Here is a 14,848-nt window from a genome sequence, read left to right as displayed (position 1 = left end):
ATCAAGCTTATAAAATAATTAAAGCAAATTACGTTTTTAATTTATTGATTTGTTTACATTATAATTGCAAAACCAGGTGGCTGAGTATATCGCTAAGCTGCTTATGGCCTTGGCTATTTAAATGTATACCATCACTCCCTAGGGGGCCGTTAAGGTGTAATATATCAACGTAATTAAGCGCGTGCTCGTGTGCTACACGTTTAAAGAGAGCGTTTAAGGGTTGTAACTTTTGACTACAGTTTAAATAAATATGGCTTAATCCATGCTGAGGGTTAATAAATAAAGGACCAATAACAATTATGTTCGGTAAGTTAGCAGGCGAGTAAAATTGCTTAATAGAGCCAATAAAATGCGTAAGGCCGGTGGCTATATCTGCTGGGGGTAAGTTAAAACGCTTTTTTAAATCGTTAGTGCCAAGTGCAATAATGAGCGTGTGTAAAGCGTATTGCTGCAAATCGGGTTTTAAATAGCGAATACCATTAAGCTCCCCCGTAAAAGGCGGGTTATTCACAAGCGTACGGTTTGGCTGCCCCGACTCTATTACGGTAAAGCCACTGCCTAGCTGTTGCTGTAACCGCGCCGTCCAACGGGTATTTTCATCATAGCGCTTACCTGTTTCGGGGTTTAAGCCCCACGTATTAGAATCGCCAAAGCAGAGTATATTTTTTGTTATTTGCGTCATTAAAATGGATTAAGCGTATAGCCTTGTTGTTGAAGTTGTGCGTGCGTGGTCATCGCAGAAAGCGACATTTTTACGCCATCAATAAGCAATTCAGGCGTTACTTTAAAGTGAGTTGCCGATTGCCCGCACACATACACCTGAGTGTTATTAGCAAGTAGCTGCTCAATTAACGCTTGGTTTTTATTGTCAGCACTAAAGCGTTTTTTATATTCGCTATTAGCTAACACATCAACACTCGCGCTGCCGTGCACAACTAATGCAAGTTGAATGTTTTTAAGCTTTACACCATGCGCTACATGCATGTTAATAAAACGCGCTAGCGAATTTATTGAGTTATTTTGCTCGCCTTTTTTAGCACCATCGGCAACATCAAATGCTATTTTAAATACCGTTGAGCTATTAATTTTGTCATGCTCGGGTACATTATAATAATTACCAAACCCGTTAATTGGTTGCTCATTAGCATTAATAAACGGGCTAAAAAGCAGCACTAACCCTAGTAAATATTTCATAAAACAATCCTGTGTTTTTAAGCGTATTACTAAACTACCAGAGACAACCAAAAAAGGCTGCAATTTAAGCAACCTTTTGGGTACTTTTATGGTGATGATTAATAAACTGCATACCTAAATAACTAAACGTATTTTTAAATTGCTCTACAAAACACGCCGGCGCTTCAGTTGATGACGCATTAGAAAGCACTGAAAAATGCTTACTACGCAGCGTTCGTAATTTTGGTTTTAATGCTTCATCGTCCATGTAGTCGGTTATTCTATCAATAAATAACTTCATTTGTACCGTGGTGCTGTACCAATAAACGGGTGAGGCAAACACCCAGTGGTCATACTTTAACAGTGCTTCAAATACAGCGTAAAAGTCATCGCTTTTATAGTTTTTGTTATAACAGTACGGCGCTATTTTATAATCATCTAAACATATTATCCTTACATCGTTTTGTTCAGCAAAGCTGTTAACGTGTGCCTGCGTATTACCATTTTTACGTGCGCTTGAATAAATAATAACAGTGCTCCGCTTAAGTTTTTGTTGCATTTAGTTAGCTCCTTTTTTAATGTTGAAAGAAGCTTAAAACCTCAACTTATATTGAGGTCAACTGGAAATTTAAAACAATGCCAATAGATCAAAAAAAACTAACCGAGGCTAACCTAACCGTAGGTTATGTCGCCAAGCGCAGCGGCGTAAAAGTATCAACCCTACACTTTTACGAAACAAAAGGACTCATACGTAGTTGGCGAAATAGCGGCAACCAACGCCGCTATAAAAAAGATGTGCTGCGCCGTATAGCGGTAATAAAAGCCGCACAAGCCATGGGAATAACACTTGATGAAATTAAACACACCCTGGCCACATTACCTGAGCAGCGCACTCCCACACAAAAAGACTGGTCAGCCCTTTCAAAGCAATGGCAAGCACAGCTTGATGAGCGCATAGCGTATATGCAGCGCCTACGCGACCGCGTAGATGGCTGTATTGGCTGTGGGTGTTTGTCTATAAGTAAGTGCCCTATTTATAACAAAAACGACCACTTAGGCGAAAACCAAAGTGGTGCTATTTTGTTAGAGCGAGATTGAGATTTAAGTTAAGGTTAATCTAGGCCGCTAAGCCCTTCTCTTGCAGCTCTGTATAAAGCGCCTAGGGTTGAGTCGAATACAGATTTTATAAAGCTATAAGTCAGCTCCACCGCTTTACTAATTACTTTGCCTGCAAACACTAACATATGCCCTAGTAAACCTAAGGTTTGTGTTGCAAACGAGGCGGACGCTTTAGCTATTTTATCAAGCGTTCGCGCCAACATATCGTAAAAAGTGAGCCCAGTACCAATAGCTGCTTGGGCAGCAACTGCGCTGTAGTAGCCAGCATCTTTTAAAAGGGTAATCAGTGCAGCACCTAGTTTATCTGCCCAATGTGAGGTAAATGATGCTTGATTTCTGTCTTCAAATTTTAAACGCACAGGCATGTTTAAAAAGTTATTAGCTTGTATAGTTAAGTTGTTCCAATTATTGCTATTGGCAGTGTTTAAGTAGCCAGGCGTACCAGCAAGAGTATGAGCAGCACCTTTTAAACCTTGTCCACTATCTAAACGTATTTCTTGGCCATTGTGCGGAGCATGCGAAAAAGGCCATAAAGGCACTTTAGCCACTGGGTCAGCCCCATGTGTACAGCGATAAATTTTATCGATTCTGGATGTTGCTGCGCGAGAAAAGTTTTCAAGCCCAACACGTGGCGAACCAAACGTATATAATTTTACAGGAAGTGAATACTCAGCTTTGATCCAATCAGCAGAAAGCGTCGCTAACGCACCACCCAAGCTGTGGCCAACTAAATGAACGCAACCCGTTACTTTATCTTGAATATTCGCTGCTATAAACTCTTGCAGCGCAGGCTTCATACTATAAAAGGTCTTATTAAAACCAGCATGCACCATACTGCCATTTGACCCACCACTCACACCAAAGTGCCCATCGGTTAATCCATCTCTTAGCGAGTTAGTCCCCCGAATAGTTATAACCGAATCGCCCTCATACGCGCCAAGCCCATGACCTACTAAGGCAAAGCCCGTGCTTAAATTAAATAAATGAGAAAAAAAGCTGCCCGTTACCCCTTGTACTGCGCCAGGGTTAACAGAAAAGTTAAAATTGTCGCGCAAAGAGGCATGAAGTGTGCGATTAAGTAAATTAGTGGTTTTAATACTTTTTGCTTTATAAGCAAGGTTTGCTAATTGTACGGCTTGAGTGGGTGTCAAAGTATTCATATAAGTTCCCTTTAAATAAATAGTTAAAGTTTACATGATGTGTATATCGCAAAAGTGTGGCTTGTATCTTCTTTAATTGGAATATCATAAGTTTGTGGCTCTTGGCCAATATCACACTCTAAGTGTGCAAGAAGCGCTTTGAGTGTATCGCTATCTTCATGAATTGAAACAAGTGTGTACCACAAAACAATCCCTTCTGGCGTGCCGTTTTCTAAATAAATATGTTGAACCAGCGAGTCGTTATCAAACATATTAGAAGGTTTACCTGTTTTTATTGTTTTTTCTGTGAAGGTAAAATAACCCTGTTCATCTGTTGTGGTTTCATCAACGTATTCATCGCCATAGGTAAGTGAGCGCATCACTTTAGTGTTTGCAACTGGCTGCCCATTATCTAATAACTGCCCTTTTACTGGAGCCGATAAATAAAATTCTTGTTTATTAAAAAAGCCAAACATATCTGCACAAGCCTGTGATGTAGTAAAAAAAACAACGGCAATAGAGACTATTACCAATACAAAAATTTTTAAGCGCGATAAAAACAAAGCAAACTCTCTCCCAAGGCCTAGCTATAAACTACTTAATATATATGGCTAATTAATTACACCAGCCATATTTATACTGAAAAAGTAGGGGTCTAATTAGGTACAATTATACTGCATGTTTTTTAATCAAAAAACAATCACTAATCTAATTATAAAATAGCGTATATATTAATTTACCAATGCCACTAAACATGATGCCGCCCATAAGCAAAAAAGCATACATAATACTAATAGCACCGGCTGAAGGATCGCTCTTTTTATCAATTTCTATGCATGCCGTACACACAACAAAAAATATAAAAAAGTTAGCTATCACACCTAAAATAAAAGCATTGCCAAATAACGGTGATACGCCAGCTAAAACTGCACCCAAAATTAACAGCGAGCCTGAAATTGAATGTTTATCAAACCGGCTTTCAATTATTTTTATAACTAAAGTGGTTAGCATAGATAGTGAAAAGTATAGCGTTGGCCAAAACTGATAATATAAATACCCCCAGTTTAAAAGCTCACCTGAAGTTGATGAAAAAGCTTGCTGGCCTATGTCGGCCGCTGAACCATTCGCGGCATTTTCGCTAAAAAGGTACCCTATCCCACCGATAATTAATTTTATAAGCCAAAAAAATAAAAAACTGGCAATTGTAAACCCGATAGCGTCATCCCTTGTTAATCGTTTTTTAGCTTTGCTTTTTACAATAATGGCGAGCATTAAACCTAATAGGCATACAGTTCCTAAATAAAGTACCGCCTGCCAAAAGTCATCAGGATAAAATACAGCTAACCCTGGCGCTATAAATAGATACATAGCATCTTCGTTATCTAGGGAACGGTTTCGGGCACTTTGCTCAGACTCTTTAAAAAGAGCTAAATATACAAATAAAGGCTGTAAAAACAGCATTAAAATACTCGTGGTAATAAGGCTCATACATCATCCTTAATGAGAAAAACAAATGCAGCACACGTGCTGCATTAAAATTAAAAATGTGGGTGCTCAATAAAAAAGAGAGGTAGGTATTAAAGGTTTATTTTTTGAAAGTATGTTTTAAGTTTTAAAAGCCCTGACTCAAGTTCAAATTTTTGTATTTTAGGATTTTTGAATTTAAACCCATTAGAAATATGGGTATTAATCATCGTCGCCATACCCTCAAACCCAGCTGGTGCTGTGGCAACTAAATCGCTCAACAAGGGCATGATAAGCACTTGATGCTCTTCTATTAAAGTTGGGTTTTCGTATATATCGTAAACAAGGTTAGTTAATGTTTGTTGGTTTTGTTGTTCCATAATAATTATAAAACACCTGAATTTTGGCGTTTATAGCTCCTTTTAATTATGTAGAATTGAAATGTGGATTTGTTAGTTAAATTTAATAATATAAAGGTCTTATCCTTAAAGTATGCATTTCAATTCAATCACTGCGATTACAAATGATATTTATAGTTGTACTTGAGCATAAATGAAAACACTCGCTTTTATAGTGAGTGTTTTCTCCATGTTAATATGTAGTGTCAAACGATAAAATTAAAATTGCTTAAGAAGCGTATATGGCGCATCCGCGGCTAGTCGTGTCACAACATAACTATAAGAAGAAGAATAACTTCCACGTTCGACTGCATTTGCCATATGCAACACAACATCCTCAATGCCATCTTGGTTATAATCGCCCTTCGCCATTATCGTTAACCTTTGGATACCACCACTGTTGTCGTAATAAATAGCTTGATCATCATTGACAGTTTCCATTTTTTGGATATGGCTCATTTCTTCCCAGCTATTCGCTTTTGCTAAGCGGCGCTCATCATCATTTGAAATGATTAAAGACAACTCAGGCGGCAGTTTTTTTGGTAATGCTGCACCGTGTTTAAATGAACCTAAAAAGCTTTCATTTGAAGGCTTTAACTTCCCCATATCAGCCCACGTAGTACATATTTTATTAGTAGCTATTAGTGCGTTCTGTTGTTTATAATCAGAGGATTTATAGCCCTCACGTAACGCTTTTGATAAAACTTTACAACTATCAACTTTAATAGCTGGCTTTCTATCTAAAACAACTTCATAGGAATAAAACCAGCTTTTACTAAATAAAGCGTTAACCTGCTCCCGCGTTTCTAAGACTTCCGGTTCCATAAAATATCCGTCAGTTTTATTCTCTAAACTATATGTTGGAGCTATTTTATTTTCTTTTATATTTGCACATGCAACGCTAGAAATACCAATACATACAAGTAAAATAGTTTTTTTTATCATTTTGCACTCTTGAATAAGTTTCGTACATAAGTATTACGTTCAGTTGATACATCTTTTCTATTTGATTCAATGGCTGCTTGGTTAAAATCACGAACTTTCATATGTTTATTAAAATTAGGAAACTTGTCTTTAAGTTCTGGCATACCTAAATTAAAAATCATATCAAATAGCGCTAATTTTACATCATTGGGATAACTTGAAAATTCTGATGCGCCATATATGCGCTTAAGCTCACTTTCAAATATTTTGATATGCTGTTCAACTTGTGCTTCCCTTACTGCCTCTGTAGTTACCAACTTTGTGAAAGGCTTGTAAAAAGCAGCTGCTTGACTACCAAAAGGTTTTGATTTAATGAGTTTAAATTCTTCTTCAATTTGTTTTACCGATGCTACGGCTCCAGTATCACGAATCGTAAAAGGAACTTTTTTTGCCGCTTCAACATCTTTTAATAAATGACCTACGCCCACGGTTACATACCCTTTTGTATCTAAATACATATGAGGAACATTACCTTCATATTTCATCATATTTTGTTTTAGTTTCGTTTTTAAATTGCCCGATATTGGTACAACAACTACTACTGCAGCACTAGCTAACTTTTCATTAATTTTACGAAAAGTAGCATCATTCGGATATATTTTTCCATCGGGTCGAACCATGTTTAAGACTTTGCTTTGGAACAACTTAATAGCAGCAATAGTTTTTGAGTTTTCTGGACGAGGGTTTAAGCGACCATCGACAATTAAAGTTTGAGTAGGCGGGATGAGTTTTAGTAATTTATTTAACGCGGTTTGTACCGTTTTTACATCACTTGAACTGTTAATCCCACCCAACCCAACAGAATGAGTTATTCTGATTACTGCCATCGAAACATCCTTTTCTTTAATGTTATATTTTTTAAATTAAAATTTATTAGTAGTAAATCGACACCTACTATTTAAAGTGTGTCTCCTAATTATTTGTTATTTGAATCGTCTAAGACAACCTCAGTACCAAATGGCACCATTAATGTTTTCTCTACCATCTGCTCTACTTTTTCATCGTTTAATCTCGATAACGAATAAAATAGTTCTTGATTAACGTGTTTTGGAGTAGAGCCTTCATCTTTATCAAATGCTAAAAATGGATTGCTATCGCATACTTCTGATACTTTAAAATTAAGTAAACTATCAACGTATGACTTTAAATCTTTAAAACTATAAAGCTCTTTCAAAGAAGCAAGGTCGTCGTACTCTTCTTTATCTTCAGGAAAGTCAAATAAAAATACTCCCTGAGTCGGCAAGGAATATTGCTGACAACAAAGTTCACAGTACCAAGTCAGAGTATAATGTTCAGCACTGACACCAATAATATATGGTTTTGGAATTATTTCGCTTTCTTTATCAATAAATTCATGTAAATGACTACACACTTTTTCACTTGAATTAATAGTAAAATTTAATTTTTTGCCTGGTTTCATCTACGACTTCCCAGTTTAAAAGGTTTAAGTCTAATAAAAGTGTTACTAGACTTAATTATAATACTCTACGTATTTATTAATATTACGTTAAAACTCAGTCAAACTTAGGACGAAGTTTCTCTCGCATTTCGAACATATTACTAGGTGTAATAGCCCACCGGTTTGGATTATCAAATTCAAAGTCTACTTTAAAGCGCTTTGTTTCATTCTCCATTTGAAACAATAGTTGATTGAACTTTTCACCGCATTGCTGATAAATATCTTCTCTTAATTGCTCTAAAGTATTATCTAATAGCAATTGTTCATCTTCAATTGAAGCTGCGGCAGGTGTAATCTCTTCACCATCATATAAAAAGCCGGAGTTAGAAGTACACCCCTCGCCAAACTCAAAAACAAAAGTAACTTCCTTCCACTCATAGTCAATAAGATCAGAACAGCGCAAAAATAATTGCGCAATATCCATGAGTGCTTCATCTTTTATATTCACATTTAACCTCTACATTTTTTGCATTACTTCTTTTGGGACTCGCACATAAGTTTGCCCATTTTGGTTATTAAACTTATGACGTTTTTTATATACCCTTTTTTTACTTTTAGGATCAAATACTTCATATTCACTAATTACATCAGTAGGTCGAGCTGTTCCAGGGGGCTCAAGCGAAACCTTTAGTTTGACCTCATATCCAGCTTCGGTCCAATCTGCCCACTCATTTTCCATCGACTTATAACTACCTCGATTAAAGTTAGAGTTTTGTGGAAATAAGTTTTTCTCTCCTTGATCACTCATAAAGCGATGGCCAACTAAATGACCGCCATCATCATCAGCTAACCTAGCCTCACCACCAGCTTCACTTTGTGCTTTTTTCTCTTTAGATGAGCGCTTACCATGATAAGTAGATTTTAACGTTGCCTCAACTGAAATAGGCCTACCTTTACTATCAATCTTCCAAGTTGCTTTGTTATCTTCAAACTCTTCCACAACTTCAGAAACCTCTTCTTCGCCAACTTTCCCATTCATCATATCACGTGTAAATTTACGGACCGATTTATCTCGAATAGAGGAACTTTTTGGCGTACCTTCTATCCCACCTGCCTCCAATACATCGAAAACATGCGTTAGGCAGCTTTGAGTAGCAGCATCATATAAAGGAGTTTGTAAATTATCAGGATCACCATCAGCAGCATCAAGAGCTATTTCACTATTGAGCATTAGCTGTCTTTGTAAATCAATCGCAGCAATCGCATTTGGTAGTTTTATTGTAGCTTTTTCTATTAATTTGCCAGCAAAATCTTCCTCTTCATCGTAGCTATCAATAAGAGTTCTACTACTAATACCATTATCATCAGTTCCACCTAGTTGATGAGTTTTAGTAACCTCAAATTTAGTTTTTATCTGAATAGCAAAATGAGTATCTTTGCCACGACCTATTCTTAGGACAGTCGCTACCCCTTCCTTACAACTCAACCCAAACGGATCCACCCAATTAACCGGATTCGGTGCATATTGATAATGATTTATTCCACCCACTAGGCCAATCGGATCTTGGTTTATAAAGCGTTGCTGCTTGGGGCTGTAGTAGCGATAACGGTTGTAATGCAGGCCGCTCTCTTCATCTAAATATTGCCCTTGAAAACGGATTGGCTGAGTGAAGCTGCTTTTTGTATTAAAGTCGGCTTCTGGCTCTTCATAACCATACGCATCGGCTTGGTTTTCCCAAACGACTTCTGCTTTGTTGTTGGTTACAAAACGTGGGGTGTTCAGTTGGTCTAGGTGGTAGTAGTACACCTCGCCTTTTTTAATCAGCGCTACTGGGTGAAATTGATTTGGCAGGTTGATATACCAAGTATATTCACCGTGTTGGTATTCGCCGATTAGCTGGTCGTTATCCCAAATGTAGTCAATTTTACCGTGCTCGGTGTGCTTAGCAATACGACGACCGAGTGGGTCGTAGTCGTATTGGGTGAGCGTACCGTTGTTGTTAAAACAGCTTAACTGATTAAACGCGTTGTATTCACGGCGGGTTTTAATGCCTTTGCCGGTTTCGCGTATTTGGTTACCGAATTCATCGTAGTAAAAGTCGCTGTCGCCAAAGTGTGTTAGGCGGTCGGCGTCGGTGGCACTGTTTATTGTGGTGTTGTTAGTACTTTCATTGTTTGCTACTGAGTCAACGTTGCTACTATTTTTACTACTACTTCCACTACTATTTGGCGCTAACTCGTTATATTCGCTATGGGTGGCGTGTGTTAAATCAATAGAAGAGCTGGCTGTATGCTCGTTACTGGCTGCATCATGTTCTATACCCTGCTCGCCTGTATCTCTAAGGTCTGCATCGCTTGTGTTTGATTTAACTGTTTGGCTTTGCGGGTTACCAAAGCTATCCCACTGGTAGTGTGTGATTGTATCAGCACCTGAGCTTGCCAATGTTTGTTTTATTAACTGACCCAAGCTGTTGTATTCAAAATTGATGTTTTGGCTGCTTACGCCTTCGTTTTTACGGGCAATGAGCTGGTTGACGCTGTCGTAGTTGTACGTACAGGTATCGAATAATGCTTGCGCTGGATGTGTAAGCTGTTGCTGCGTTAAACGGTTGAATACATCAAACTGTTGGGTAAGGGTTATGCTGTTACCAAACTGCTGGGCTTTAATATTACCTTGGCTGTCGTAGCTTAATGTTACAAGCGGCTTTGCAAGTTCTACCTCTTTGCTGTTGGTTTGCAGTAAGTTAATGCCGCTTAGCTGGCCAAACTGGTTGTAGCTGTATTTAAGCGTAGTTGAATCTGGCAGGGTAAGGGTTTGCCTTCTGCCGTATTCGTCGTAACTGTACTTTAAGGTATGCGCTTGTTGCTGGTTATTAACTTGCTCGGCGCACAATAGCCGCCCGCCTTTATCAAACTGCTGCTTTAAGGTTGATTGTGCATTATGTGCACGCGCAATGTTACCTTGCTTTGTGTAGCTGTAGTAATTGGCGTTATTAATTATATGTGAGTCGCTTGCAAGGCTTGCATGCTGTGCAGTTACACGGCCAAGGCTATCGCGCTCTATTTTTACATGACGTTTGTTGCTTTGCGTTACTGAGGCTAAGCGGTTACAGGCATCGTACTTATACTGCTGTAGCGTGCCGTCAAACCCGGTTATTTGTGTTGGGTTTTCGTTCGCGTCGTAACTTATGCGGTATACGTGGCCGTCGCTTCGCTCTATGGCTGTTAAGTTTCGCTCTTTGTCGTAGGTTAAATGCAGTGCGCTACCATCGGGCTGAATAACACAATGCGGTTGGCTTAGCCCTTCAAAGTGTTGCTCTGTGGTATCGCCTTTGCTGTTTTGCGAGCTAATTAATCGCCCTGCTTCGTCGTAGCTAAAGTATTGATGCTGCTTATTTTCAGGCTCGTTTTCATCAAAGGCAATTGTTTGTGTAAGCTGGCCATGCTCATTGTATTTATATTGGGTGAGTAAGCCTGCGTTATTCAGTGTGGCATTTACGCGGCCTAAGCTGTCGTAGCTGTAACGTATTAACTCATCGTTATGATGCTTTGCTAATAGCTCGCCTTGCTCGTTCCAAATAAATTTGGTGATTTGACCATTTTTATTAATATGCTGGGTTAACTGGCCGAGCTTATCGTAGCTGTATAACGTGGTGCGGCCATCACCAAAGGTTTCGCTTTGTAATAAGCCAGCCACACTGTATTTACGCGTAATGGTTTGGCCATCAGGTAAGGTAGTTAATACACGTTGCCCAAGTTGGTTGTAAGCAAAATGGGTTTGGCTACCATCTGGCTGCGTTATTGTTTCTAATTGGCCATAAGGTGTATAGCTATAGCGCGTTGTGCTGCTATCGGGCTTTATTTCACTGAGCTTTTGCCCTTGCGCATTGTATGTATATTGCCAAACGTTGCCGTTAGGGTCGGTATGTTTTACCAATTTACCTTGTGCGTTATGTACAAAGTGCTCTTTGTGGCCTCGAGAGTCTATACAGGTTGTTTCACCGCGCTCAAGGTTGTATTCAAACTGGTAGGTATAGGTATTGTTATCGCCCCACTGCTTTATACATTTAGCGCTGGGTGAATAGCTATCCCACTCAAAATGATGGCTAAAGCCACTGGCTCGGGTACGCTTTGTTAATAAATTAGCGGCGTTATACGCGTAGCGCTCAGTTTCGTTTTGCTGATTAGTAGACTGAACAAGGTTTTTGTTTTCGTCGTACTCATAGCTTGCAAGTAATGGCGATAGCAATTGCTGTTTGTTGTTTTTATCGGTGTAGTACGCTGCTATTTTGCTTAACAAACCTTGCGCGTTGTAGCTAATTATACAGCCACGTACTTTGTTTACTTCTATACGGTGTAGGCGCTCTTTTGCATCGTAATAAAACGCGATGCTTTGGCCTTTTTCGTTAATTATTTTTTCAAGCAGCCACGCGCTTTCGCCTGGTTTAAACGTAAGGTGTTGGTCATCTGGTGTTACAAGTACTTGCTTACCATTTGTTTGGTAATGTAGCGCAAGGTTACTACTTAACTGATAGCTCGATTGGCCAGGCTTCACCTTTTCAAATTTATGCTTAGCGCCGTGCTCGTCTTGGTACTCTAACCAGTAAGTGCCTTTTTGTTTAGGGCCCACTTTTGGTGGCGGCAAATAATGCTCAGTAAGGCTTGCCATAAAGTCATGGCGCCAACCATTACCCATTGTTGTGCACACATCAGCATGAGATGAGCGATACAAACGTCGCCATATTAATTGGCGGCTGCCTGCTAGGGTAAAGTCGATAAGCGGGAGGATTTCTTCGCCAGAGAGCATTGAAACCGGGTCTGAGCGGCACTCTTGATTTGTAATGGGCTCTTCGCTTGCAGTGTTATTACTTGCACCCCCCGTATTTTTAGCGGGTGCTTGCGATGCGCTTTTACCTGATGCAGTTGAGCTTGATTTATTGCTCGACTTTTTGCCCGCTGAGCCACTATTAGTATTATCGCTTACTTGAATGGCCGACTTTGCTTTTTGGTGGTAACACGTTACTGCGCCACTTACTAAGGCCTGGGTAAGTACGCTTGCGGTTTCGCGAGCTGATGCGCTGCGTGGGCAGTTAACGCCAGCACTATTTAATAAATTAATTACATCAAGACGTTTGGCAGCGTCACCTGTTAACGCACCACCAATTTGAGCTATTTGTTGTTTAGCCGTTTCAGGGGTGTTTGCCACAGTTGGCGCATAACCTGACGGCGTTTGGCCTTTGCCAGCAACTAGGCAAATGGGGTAACTCGTTCCTTGTAAAACAACCGTATTACTTTGCATTAGTTGTGTACTTCCTCACTTATCCATAAGTATGATGCTGCGGCCTGATATTTTGATTGTTCTTGAGAAATCACTAACGCGTGTTTAAAGTGATTTACAATAGCCGGGCTTGAGGTCAATTGATATAAATTGACGAGTCCTTCAAGCGCACCAATTTTACCTAATTTGTAATTAGGTAATTCATAATGTGTATGCTCATTAATTAAATTACTGAGCAATTGTAAATTAGTCAGCCAAACATCACTTTGCTGATGTATGCCGTTGCCAGGTGCAAATATAAGATCTATATGGTCTTTATTATCCTGTGCAATTTTTGAAAATATACCGCCTAGTTGGTCGTGCTTTATAAAATCTATTGAAGGAGCAAATTCATGACTAGTTTGCATCCAGCCAATTTGAGCCGTTTCAATAGTCGCGAGTGCACCACCTACTCCTAAGTATACCCACTCATTGTTTTTATCGGCTTTATAGGTAGCATCAATGGCAATCACGTTTGCCTTATGCCATTTTTTTTGCACCGCCAACTGCACTAACGTATTAGCACCAACAGCGCCATAAAATAATAAGTGCTCTACATGCTCAGGGAACAACTGTTTAAAACTTTTTGCTAAAAGCTGCTTTAGCTCATCTTGGTACGCAAGTGCTGGCAATAACCATACAAGTGGCAAGTTTGAGTCTTCTACTTTAGCAAAAAGCTCTTTCGCTTTTACTATGCAATCATAAATACAGGCATTCCATGATTGCCAAGTAATACCGTTAGGTGGGTTTGGAGTATCTGCATATAGCAGTGTATCTATGTCTTGCGACAAAGGCGTAGAAAAACAGCTTACGTTTACATTAAACGCCTTCATGCTTGCGCCTCTGCTTTTACATTTTTAGCCATCGATTTGTAGTAGGTATACAAATTAAATATTGCTTGGCTATAACAGTCCATTGCCGACATTTCTATTGCGTTTAACCTTTTATTAAGAGATTTTCCAGCTACAAACCTCTGCAAGCAAAGCTCCTCCTCGTATTTAGGCCAGTTTTGCTGTAACTGCTGTTTAAAAGCCACTAGTGCTTGTTGTTCAGCATTAAATGCATTTACTTGAATGTCATAGCTTACGAGTAAATCGAGCTTATCACCGAGCATTCGCCTTATTAAGGCAATAATAGCTGTTGGGTTTTCTACTTGGTTTAACGACATACACGCTAAGGGCACTAGCTTTATATAGCCACTTTGTAATAGCACATGCAAAGTGTCATCTACTGTTAAAACATTGCTTGCGTAATTACTTAATGCGTTTACTTGTTCCCAACTTAGTGATAATAAAAAAAGCGACATTAACGGTGAATTAACAAGCTTACTTTTACATAGCTCATCAAACACATGTTTTAGCACTTGTATGTTTGCATTAGGGTTGAATGCGCTGATAAGCGCCACTGTTTCGGCTGGTGTTGCCTCTTGTTCGGTGCTATTAGCCAATGCAAAATAAATAGTGTTTAAGTCAATTAATGCAATTAAATTAAAGCTGTGTTGCTGTAATAAAACTTTATAAATAACAGCCTTTGCTAAGTCATGCAGGGATGGGCTGTTGAGCAACGAGTTTATAAAAGCCAGGTTAATTGTTTGCGGTAAATTAGCCATAACCTCTATACATGCCTGCGCAGTCACATCAAGGCTTTGCTCACTCGTTACTAACGTATTAATTAAAGTTAAATCGGGTTGTGTAAAGTGTTGCGGAGTATTATTTTTTTTAGCGGTTAACCACGTTGTTTCTAACAGCTTTTTTTTAAGTGTTTTTACATAACCTACAGAAGTAAACGGGCAGCACTGCGCCTTACTAATACTGAGCAATTGTGCTTGATGATTACTTATGTAAGTAGACAGCAA

15 protein-coding genes are annotated in these 14,848 nt (G+C 39.1%); 1 reads left to right on the top strand and 14 read right to left on the bottom strand.

Going from position 1 to position 14,848, the window contains the following annotated elements; translation table 11 throughout:
- Positions 1-58 precede the first annotated feature (58 nt).
- From PSH48_RS07655 to PSH48_RS07645, 3 genes are all read right to left on the bottom strand, one after another.
- The gene (locus PSH48_RS07655) at positions 59-682 is read right to left on the bottom strand and encodes a GDSL-type esterase/lipase family protein (RefSeq protein WP_273611277.1); all 624 of its coding nucleotides are present in this window, start codon (positions 680-682) and stop codon (positions 59-61) included.
- The gene (locus PSH48_RS07650) at positions 682-1,194 is read right to left on the bottom strand and encodes a DsrE family protein (RefSeq protein WP_273611276.1); all 513 of its coding nucleotides are present in this window, start codon (positions 1,192-1,194) and stop codon (positions 682-684) included. The genes PSH48_RS07655 and PSH48_RS07650 overlap by 1 nt, the downstream gene beginning before the upstream one ends.
- A gap of 64 nt (positions 1,195-1,258) precedes the next feature.
- The gene (locus PSH48_RS07645) at positions 1,259-1,732 is read right to left on the bottom strand and encodes a flavodoxin family protein (RefSeq protein WP_138576565.1); all 474 of its coding nucleotides are present in this window, start codon (positions 1,730-1,732) and stop codon (positions 1,259-1,261) included.
- A 77-nt stretch (positions 1,733-1,809) separates the two neighbouring features.
- On the opposite strand from PSH48_RS07645, the gene soxR reads away from it, so the two are divergent.
- Positions 1,810-2,271 carry a redox-sensitive transcriptional activator SoxR gene (gene soxR, locus PSH48_RS07640; protein WP_273611275.1) on the top strand — a complete coding sequence of 154 codons (462 nt, stop codon included), beginning with the start codon at positions 1,810-1,812 and terminating at the stop codon, positions 2,269-2,271.
- Between the two features lie 14 nt (positions 2,272-2,285).
- Here soxR and PSH48_RS07635 read toward each other — a convergent pair whose 3' ends face one another.
- The 11 genes from PSH48_RS07635 to PSH48_RS07585 form a co-directional block, all read right to left on the bottom strand.
- Positions 2,286-3,452 (bottom strand): lipase family protein, encoded by a 1,167-nt coding sequence (locus PSH48_RS07635; protein WP_024032855.1) that lies wholly within the window; start codon positions 3,450-3,452, stop codon positions 2,286-2,288.
- A gap of 23 nt (positions 3,453-3,475) precedes the next feature.
- Complete coding sequence (locus PSH48_RS07630; RefSeq protein ID WP_024032856.1) at positions 3,476-3,994, bottom strand: DUF6795 domain-containing protein; 519 nt, start codon at positions 3,992-3,994, stop codon at positions 3,476-3,478.
- Between the two features lie 145 nt (positions 3,995-4,139).
- On the bottom strand, positions 4,140-4,919 hold the full coding sequence (locus PSH48_RS07625) for a hypothetical protein (RefSeq protein ID WP_096042759.1): 780 nt from the start codon (positions 4,917-4,919) through the stop codon (positions 4,140-4,142).
- 89 nt (positions 4,920-5,008) lie between these two features.
- Positions 5,009-5,275 carry a hypothetical protein gene (locus PSH48_RS07620; protein WP_096042758.1) on the bottom strand — a complete coding sequence of 89 codons (267 nt, stop codon included), beginning with the start codon at positions 5,273-5,275 and terminating at the stop codon, positions 5,009-5,011.
- 237 nt (positions 5,276-5,512) lie between these two features.
- Entirely contained in the window at positions 5,513-6,238 is a 726-nt protein-coding gene (locus PSH48_RS07615; protein ID WP_273611274.1) for a hypothetical protein, read from the bottom strand.
- Positions 6,235-7,104, bottom strand: a complete 870-nt coding sequence (locus PSH48_RS07610) for a hypothetical protein (RefSeq protein ID WP_273611273.1) — start codon at positions 7,102-7,104, stop codon at positions 6,235-6,237. The genes PSH48_RS07615 and PSH48_RS07610 overlap by 4 nt, the downstream gene beginning before the upstream one ends.
- A gap of 89 nt (positions 7,105-7,193) precedes the next feature.
- Complete coding sequence (locus tag PSH48_RS07605) at positions 7,194-7,697, bottom strand: hypothetical protein (protein WP_126009391.1); 504 nt, start codon at positions 7,695-7,697, stop codon at positions 7,194-7,196.
- A 94-nt stretch (positions 7,698-7,791) separates the two neighbouring features.
- Positions 7,792-8,184 (bottom strand): hypothetical protein, encoded by a 393-nt coding sequence (locus tag PSH48_RS07600; RefSeq protein WP_126009393.1) that lies wholly within the window; start codon positions 8,182-8,184, stop codon positions 7,792-7,794.
- A gap of 9 nt (positions 8,185-8,193) precedes the next feature.
- Positions 8,194-12,975: an RHS repeat-associated core domain-containing protein gene (locus PSH48_RS07595; protein WP_273611272.1), complete on the bottom strand. Its 4,782-nt coding sequence runs from the start codon at positions 12,973-12,975 to the stop codon at positions 8,194-8,196.
- Positions 12,975-13,826, bottom strand: coding sequence for a hypothetical protein (locus tag PSH48_RS07590; RefSeq protein ID WP_064387130.1), 852 nt, complete (start codon positions 13,824-13,826; stop codon positions 12,975-12,977). Before PSH48_RS07590 ends, PSH48_RS07595 begins: the two co-directional genes overlap by 1 nt.
- Positions 13,823-14,848 carry a hypothetical protein gene (locus PSH48_RS07585; RefSeq protein ID WP_273611271.1) on the bottom strand — a complete coding sequence of 342 codons (1,026 nt, stop codon included), beginning with the start codon at positions 14,846-14,848 and terminating at the stop codon, positions 13,823-13,825. The genes PSH48_RS07590 and PSH48_RS07585 overlap by 4 nt, the downstream gene beginning before the upstream one ends.

The sequence above is a fragment of the Pseudoalteromonas sp. Angola-4 genome (assembly GCF_028599265.1).
GTDB classification, from domain to species: Bacteria; Pseudomonadota; Gammaproteobacteria; order Enterobacterales; family Alteromonadaceae; genus Pseudoalteromonas; species Pseudoalteromonas atlantica.
The sequence above is the reverse complement of the archived record's forward strand: the minus strand, read 5'-3'. Positions and strand labels throughout refer to the sequence as shown.

Bases quoted from the DNA above. Each gene is read 5' to 3' on its own strand.
- PSH48_RS07595 (WP_273611272.1), bottom strand. From the start codon at position 12,975: ATGCAAAGTAATACGGTTGTTTTACAAGGAACGAGTTACCCCATTTGC.
- PSH48_RS07615 (WP_273611274.1), bottom strand. From the start codon at position 6,238: ATGATAAAAAAAACTATTTTACTTGTATGTATTGGTATTTCTAGCGTT.
- PSH48_RS07625 (WP_096042759.1), bottom strand. From the start codon at position 4,919: ATGAGCCTTATTACCACGAGTATTTTAATGCTGTTTTTACAGCCTTTA.
- soxR (WP_273611275.1), top strand. From the start codon at position 1,810: ATGCCAATAGATCAAAAAAAACTAACCGAGGCTAACCTAACCGTAGGT.
- PSH48_RS07605 (WP_126009391.1), bottom strand. From the start codon at position 7,697: ATGAAACCAGGCAAAAAATTAAATTTTACTATTAATTCAAGTGAAAAA.
- PSH48_RS07635 (WP_024032855.1), bottom strand. From the start codon at position 3,452: ATGAATACTTTGACACCCACTCAAGCCGTACAATTAGCAAACCTTGCT.
- PSH48_RS07650 (WP_273611276.1), bottom strand. From the start codon at position 1,194: ATGAAATATTTACTAGGGTTAGTGCTGCTTTTTAGCCCGTTTATTAAT.
- PSH48_RS07620 (WP_096042758.1), bottom strand. From the start codon at position 5,275: ATGGAACAACAAAACCAACAAACATTAACTAACCTTGTTTACGATATA.
- PSH48_RS07655 (WP_273611277.1), bottom strand. From the start codon at position 682: ATGACGCAAATAACAAAAAATATACTCTGCTTTGGCGATTCTAATACG.
- PSH48_RS07590 (WP_064387130.1), bottom strand. From the start codon at position 13,826: ATGAAGGCGTTTAATGTAAACGTAAGCTGTTTTTCTACGCCTTTGTCG.
- PSH48_RS07610 (WP_273611273.1), bottom strand. From the start codon at position 7,104: ATGGCAGTAATCAGAATAACTCATTCTGTTGGGTTGGGTGGGATTAAC.
- PSH48_RS07645 (WP_138576565.1), bottom strand. From the start codon at position 1,732: ATGCAACAAAAACTTAAGCGGAGCACTGTTATTATTTATTCAAGCGCA.